We start from the raw sequence: 5118 nt of genomic DNA on the forward strand, positions 1-5118 counted from the left end.
GCGCGTCTTCCTCCGTTTTCTGATTCCTCTTTGATGAACTTTTCGATGTCGTATCGCCTTTGTCCTGACGGCGTTTTGATCGTGTTGATTTTACCGTCTGCTTCCCATCGTCTGAGTGTTCGGAGGCCTCCCAGAGTGTTAGCTGCTTCATTGGGTTTAACAAATTTAGCCATACCTAATTATCGCAGAGTATGGCATTGTCCAGCATTGTCCAGTCAATTTACAATTAGAGGCATTGCGATCGCTATTTTTACGCTAATTTTTACGCGAAGAAGGCGATCGCTCAGTCTTCAACAACCGCATCTTTGACTACAGTTTTCCTCGTCACTGTGATTAAAAATGGAATCAATTCCCAAATGCGGGCTAAACACCAATCGGCAAAACTAAACCTTCTCGCGCCATAATTGCTTTAGGAAAGACCGCTTGTACTTCCTGCTCTACCTGATCCAAAAAGTCATCACTGTGGGTTGGATCATGGTGAAAAATCACAACTCGCTTTACCCCTGCGGCTTTTGCCATTTTAACCGCTTCTTGCCAGGTTGAATGTCCCCAACCTATCTTCGGAGATTTGGGGCTGTGATATTCTTCATCGGTATACATGGCATCGTAAATCAGAACATCGGCATCTTTGGAGAGGTTCAACACATTTTCATCGATACCATCGGGTAAATGTTCTGTATCTGAACAGTAAACCACACTGCGACCATTCCAAGTAATCCGATATCCCATCGCTGTATTCGGATGGTTCAGTTGTCCAGTTTCGATTTTAATATCATCAAGCATCATCGAATTTCCTGCCTTGAGTTCGTAGAACCTCAAGTCCGCCCGTAAACCTTTCAGGGGAACCGGGGAATTCGGGTGCAGAATGCGTTCAATAAAATGCTGTTTCATTGATTCCCCTTCTGGAGGAATTGCACCATAAATATGGAAGCAGTTACCGGGAAGAAATGCCGGGGTAAATAGCGGAAAGCCCTGAATGTGATCCCAGTGGTAATGGGTAAAAAACATATAAGCTTCTATGGGCATTTCCGCCATCAAAGCATCGCCTAACATTCGCAAACCCGTACCACCATCAAAGATTAACCGTTTACCCGCCACCCGCATTTCTAAACAAGAGGTATTTCCCCCATAGCGAATGGTACTTTTTCCAGGAGTGGGAATACTCCCTCGCACTCCCCAGAACTGAACCACAAAATCGTCTGGATTAAAAGAAGAATAGTTAGGTTTTGGGCTATCGAGAGAAGTTACCATAGCAAGCGTGGTCGCGGTTTCCATATCGTTAATCTTCAGGCTTTAAAGTTCCACATTGACCCTGATGACGTAACAAATGATCGCACAACACGAGTGCAACCATTGCCTCTACCATCGGGACGGCTCTTGGCAGGACGCAGGGATCGTGTCTTCCCTTTGCTGCCAGTAATGTTTCTTCTCCCTCACGGGTAACGGTGCGCTGCTCTTTGCGAATGGTCGCCGTTGGCTTAAAAGCCACCCGTAAGATGATATTCTCTCCGTTTGAGATGCCCCCTTGAATACCACCGGAGCGGTTGCTCACGGTGCGGATTGTTCCCTGTGAGTCCGTATAATATTCGTCGTTATGTTCACTCCCGGTCAAAAGGGTACCTGCAAAACCCGAGCCGATTTCAAATCCTTTACTTGCGGGTAAGGACATCACCCCTTTGGCGAGATCTGCTTCTAGTTTATCAAATACAGGAGAACCGAGTCCTTTTGGCATATTTCTGGCGACACATTCGACAACACCGCCAATAGAATCACCCTGATCGCGCACTTGTTCGATCAGTTCTATCATTTTTTGGGCGCATTCGGTATCGGGACAGCGAACAATATTGCTTTCGACTTGTTCTAGTGTTACCGTATCGAGATCGACAATCCCTTCTAAGTCTTTGATTCGTTTGACGTAACCGACGATTTCCACGCCCACGACTTGCTTTAATATCTTTTTGGCGATCGCTCCTGCGGCGACTCGTCCAATGGTTTCTCGGGCTGAAGAGCGTCCGCCCCCTTGCCAGTTGCGAATGCCATACTTGGCGTCGTAGGTCGCATCGGCGTGAGAGGGACGATAGGCTGTTTCCATTTGACTATAATCTTGAGGGCGAGTGTCTTGATTTCGCACTAAGATTGTTAGCGGAGTTCCCAGGGTTTGACCTTCAAACACACCACTGAGGATCTCACAGGTGTCGGTTTCCTTTCGGGGTGTGGTAATCTTGCTTTGTCCAGGACGGCGGCGATCCAACTCGGCTTGAATTTCAGATGCGTCAATCTTCAATCTTGGTGGGCATCCATCGATCACCACACCAACTCCGCCTCCGTGAGATTCACCAAAGGTGGTGATGCGAAGTAAATGCCCGAAACTATTCCCCATAGTTAATAGATGATTCTCAAGATAACATTTCCCCGCATTGATTCTAGCAAATCTTGGTTTTTTGAGATGAGCTTGATCCCCATCCCCACCTTGATTATTATTCCCTCACTTCACATCGCAGATGATCACCAGAGACTCTAAGGGGCAGGTTTGAGGCAATCGCGTTTTGAACTCAAGCGACCTACTGCCATGCCCCAAAGGGGTCTAAGATTGCTACACTGATTTACAATGTTTTAATCTTCGTGATCTTCAAAGGGATCGCTCAATTCCTTAGAAGGAGGCCCGAAAGCCGTGTAGACGGAGTAGGCTGTAATGACGACCACCACAGCCGCGATCGAAATGTTAAGAGCTATTGCAGGTTCCATAAGGTTAATCTAATTTGACACTCATCCTTATATAATATTACGAAACATTAAAATTTGTTGTCGATTTAAATAAGCAGGTAACTTATGGCACAACGCACTTGGTTAGGAGATGTCTTACGTCCTCTGAACTCCGAATACGGTAAAGTAGCCCCCGGCTGGGGTACAACTCCCCTGATGGCAGTTTTTATGGTGTTGTTCTTTGTCTTTCTGTTGATCATCTTACAGATTTACAACTCCTCACTGCTGCTTGAAAGCGTTGATGTAGACTGGGCTAACTTAACTCGCTAAGAGATTGTTAGGCGTAGGAATTTCGGGGAGAGCAGCCTAATTGCTGTGATCATGTGAAATGAGTCCATATTTCACGGTTAAAGGTTTTAAGCGGGATATTCCCTAACCTATGCCTAACTGAAAAAATTTGAGGAAACAGCTAGGAGAGATCATTGTGAACATCTTTGGAATCGGTTTGCCGGAAATGGCTGTTATACTTGTTTTGGCTTTGTTAATCTTCGGCCCGAAAAAGTTACCGGAGATTGGTAGCAGTCTCGGAAAAGCCATTCGAGGATTTAAAGAAGCTTCACAGGAATTTGAGAATGAGTTCAAACGAGAAGCCAAACAGTTAGAAGAAGCGACAAAAGTGAGTAAATCTCAACCTGAAAAAGTGATCACTCCGGCTTCGACGGATGAAGCGGTTGATGTTTAAGATTAATAAGTGTTGAGATCAATGTTAAGAACAAAAATTGTCATAAATTTAGGGAGAACAGTCGAACTTTCTCCCTGTTTTAATTCGTAGTCATCACAATCATTACAACACAACTTCTATTCATCAACCATGACGGAGGCTTCTTCACCCCAAACCTTAATCATTCCTCAACTGATTGTCGGTTTAGGAAATCCTGAGTCAAAATATGATCGCACCCGACATAACATCGGTTTTGCTGCGGTTGATAGTTTATCGACAACTTGGCAAATATCTCTATCTGAAAACCGCAAGTTTCAAGGACAATTTGGGGAAGGAATTTGGAGACGAAGCGATAAAATTAGACTCCTAAAACCCCTCACTTACATGAACCGTTCCGGGCAAGCGATTCAAGCCGTTGTCAATTGGTACAAACTCCATCCAGAGTCCGTATTAGTGATTTATGATGACATGGATTTACCGATGGGGCGGTTACGGTTGCGACTGTCGGGTTCTGCGGGAGGTCATAATGGGATGAAATCGACTATTTCCCATCTCGGAACTCAGAACTTTCCCCGTTTACGAATTGGTATTGGGAAGCCAAAAGACCCAGCATCCAGTCAAACGGGAGAAACCATCTCTCATGTTTTGGGGAAATTTTCCCCCTCTGAAACCCTGGTGATGGATAAAGTGCTTAAACTGGTGTTAGAGGCGGTGGAATTAAGTCTTAAGCAGGGCGTTGAGAAAGCCATGAGCCTCTACAATAGTCGCAGTATTGACGAATAAAGAGAGTGAGTTCTAGAGGTTTACCGGAAACGACCGCTTATGTCCAGGTGACACGTCAATCCTGGCAACAGGGCATTTTGGAAGGAGAAGTCAGTGCAGGCGGCTTTGAGTGGAGATTTCAGTGGCGATTTAGACGAAATAAAACCCTGATTATTCAACCCTCTCAAGGTCGTGCTTTAATTCACGAACCTTTAGGTCGGTTTCTCGAAAAATGCGACTATAAACTCGAACCTGGGGGGGATTATTCATTTACCATTCGGGCAAAATTTTAGGGTCTATAAAACCCAAGAATGTTCGATTTCATAATATTAAGCAACTAAAAACGCCCCCCTGATGGAGAGCGTTTCTTGGTTATTCAGTTAATAGCAATTAACCTTTGATAACAGGTGCAGACTCAACAGAAGCTAAGTCTAAGGGGAAGTTGTGAGCGTTGCGCTCGTGCATTACTTCCATACCCAGGTTAGCGCGGTTGATGACATCAGCCCAAGTATTGATTACCCGTCCGCTAGAATCAATTACTGATTGGTTGAAGTTGAAACCGTTCAGGTTGAATGCCATGGTGGATACACCTAAAGCAGTAAACCAGATTCCGATTACAGGCCATGCTCCTAAGAAGAAGTGCAGGGCGCGGGAGTTGTTGAAGCTAGCGTATTGGAAGATTAAACGTCCGAAGTAGCCGTGTGCTGCTACGATGTTGTAGGTTTCTTCTTCTTGACCGAACTTGTAACCGTAGTTTTGAGATTCGGTTTCAGTTGTTTCACGAACTAAGGAAGATGTTACCAAAGAACCGTGCATTGCACTGAACAGTGAACCACCGAATACACCTGCTACACCCAACATATGGAACGGGTGCATCAAGATGTTGTGTTCTGCTTGGAACACTAACATGAAGTTGAAGGTTCCACTGATTC

The 5118-nt window shown here is 45.1% G+C and carries 7 protein-coding genes and 2 pseudogenes; 4 read left to right on the forward strand and 5 right to left on the reverse strand.

Translation table 11 applies throughout. The features are described 5' to 3' along the window. The 4 genes and pseudogenes from VB836_RS30500 to psbN form a co-directional block, all read right to left on the reverse strand. Positions 1 to 173 (reverse strand): annotated as a pseudogene (locus VB836_RS30500) (IS607 family transposase); the annotation flags it as partial. A gap of 190 nt (positions 174 to 363) precedes the next feature. Beyond that, positions 364 to 1251 carry an MBL fold metallo-hydrolase gene (locus tag VB836_RS13330; RefSeq protein WP_323219755.1) on the reverse strand — a complete coding sequence of 296 codons (888 nt, stop codon included), beginning with the start codon at positions 1249 to 1251 and terminating at the stop codon, positions 364 to 366. A gap of 28 nt (positions 1252 to 1279) precedes the next feature. Beyond that, on the reverse strand, positions 1280 to 2380 hold the full coding sequence (aroC, locus tag VB836_RS13335; protein ID WP_323219752.1) for a chorismate synthase: 1101 nt from the start codon (positions 2378 to 2380) through the stop codon (positions 1280 to 1282). A gap of 233 nt (positions 2381 to 2613) precedes the next feature. Further along, positions 2614 to 2745: a photosystem II reaction center protein PsbN gene (gene psbN, locus VB836_RS13340; protein WP_046276642.1), complete on the reverse strand. Its 132-nt coding sequence runs from the start codon at positions 2743 to 2745 to the stop codon at positions 2614 to 2616. 84 nt (positions 2746 to 2829) lie between these two features. Here psbN and psbH point away from each other — a divergent pair, with 84 nt between their 5' ends. The 4 genes from psbH to VB836_RS13360 all read left to right on the forward strand — a co-directional run bounded on the left by psbH (position 2830) and on the right by VB836_RS13360 (position 4479). Then, a complete protein-coding gene (gene psbH / locus VB836_RS13345; RefSeq protein ID WP_046276643.1) occupies positions 2830 to 3033 on the forward strand; it encodes a photosystem II reaction center phosphoprotein PsbH in 204 nt (67 codons plus the stop codon). Between the two features lie 154 nt (positions 3034 to 3187). Beyond that, positions 3188 to 3445 (forward strand): TatA/E family twin arginine-targeting protein translocase, encoded by a 258-nt coding sequence (locus tag VB836_RS13350; RefSeq protein WP_323219753.1) that lies wholly within the window; start codon positions 3188 to 3190, stop codon positions 3443 to 3445. 129 nt (positions 3446 to 3574) lie between these two features. Continuing rightward, positions 3575 to 4207: an aminoacyl-tRNA hydrolase gene (pth, locus tag VB836_RS13355; protein WP_323219754.1), complete on the forward strand. Its 633-nt coding sequence runs from the start codon at positions 3575 to 3577 to the stop codon at positions 4205 to 4207. Between the two features lie 5 nt (positions 4208 to 4212). Continuing rightward, positions 4213 to 4479: a DUF3146 family protein gene (locus VB836_RS13360; protein WP_046276646.1), complete on the forward strand. Its 267-nt coding sequence runs from the start codon at positions 4213 to 4215 to the stop codon at positions 4477 to 4479. A gap of 97 nt (positions 4480 to 4576) precedes the next feature. Here VB836_RS13360 and VB836_RS13365 read toward each other — a convergent pair. Further along, positions 4577 to 5118, reverse strand: a pseudogene (locus VB836_RS13365) (photosystem II q(b) protein); the annotation flags it as partial.

The sequence above is a fragment of the Limnoraphis robusta BA-68 BA1 genome (assembly GCF_034932365.1).
Lineage (GTDB): Bacteria > Cyanobacteriota > Cyanobacteriia > Cyanobacteriales > Microcoleaceae > Capilliphycus > Capilliphycus robustus.

Excerpts from the sequence above, each read along its gene's own strand:
- aroC (WP_323219752.1), bottom strand. The coding sequence starts at position 2,380 with ATGGGGAATAGTTTCGGGCATTTACTTCGCATCACCACCTTTGGTGAA.
- VB836_RS13330 (WP_323219755.1), bottom strand. The coding sequence starts at position 1,251 with ATGGTAACTTCTCTCGATAGCCCAAAACCTAACTATTCTTCTTTTAAT.
- psbH (WP_046276643.1), top strand. The coding sequence starts at position 2,830 with ATGGCACAACGCACTTGGTTAGGAGATGTCTTACGTCCTCTGAACTCC.
- psbN (WP_046276642.1), bottom strand. The coding sequence starts at position 2,745 with ATGGAACCTGCAATAGCTCTTAACATTTCGATCGCGGCTGTGGTGGTC.
- pth (WP_323219754.1), top strand. The coding sequence starts at position 3,575 with ATGACGGAGGCTTCTTCACCCCAAACCTTAATCATTCCTCAACTGATT.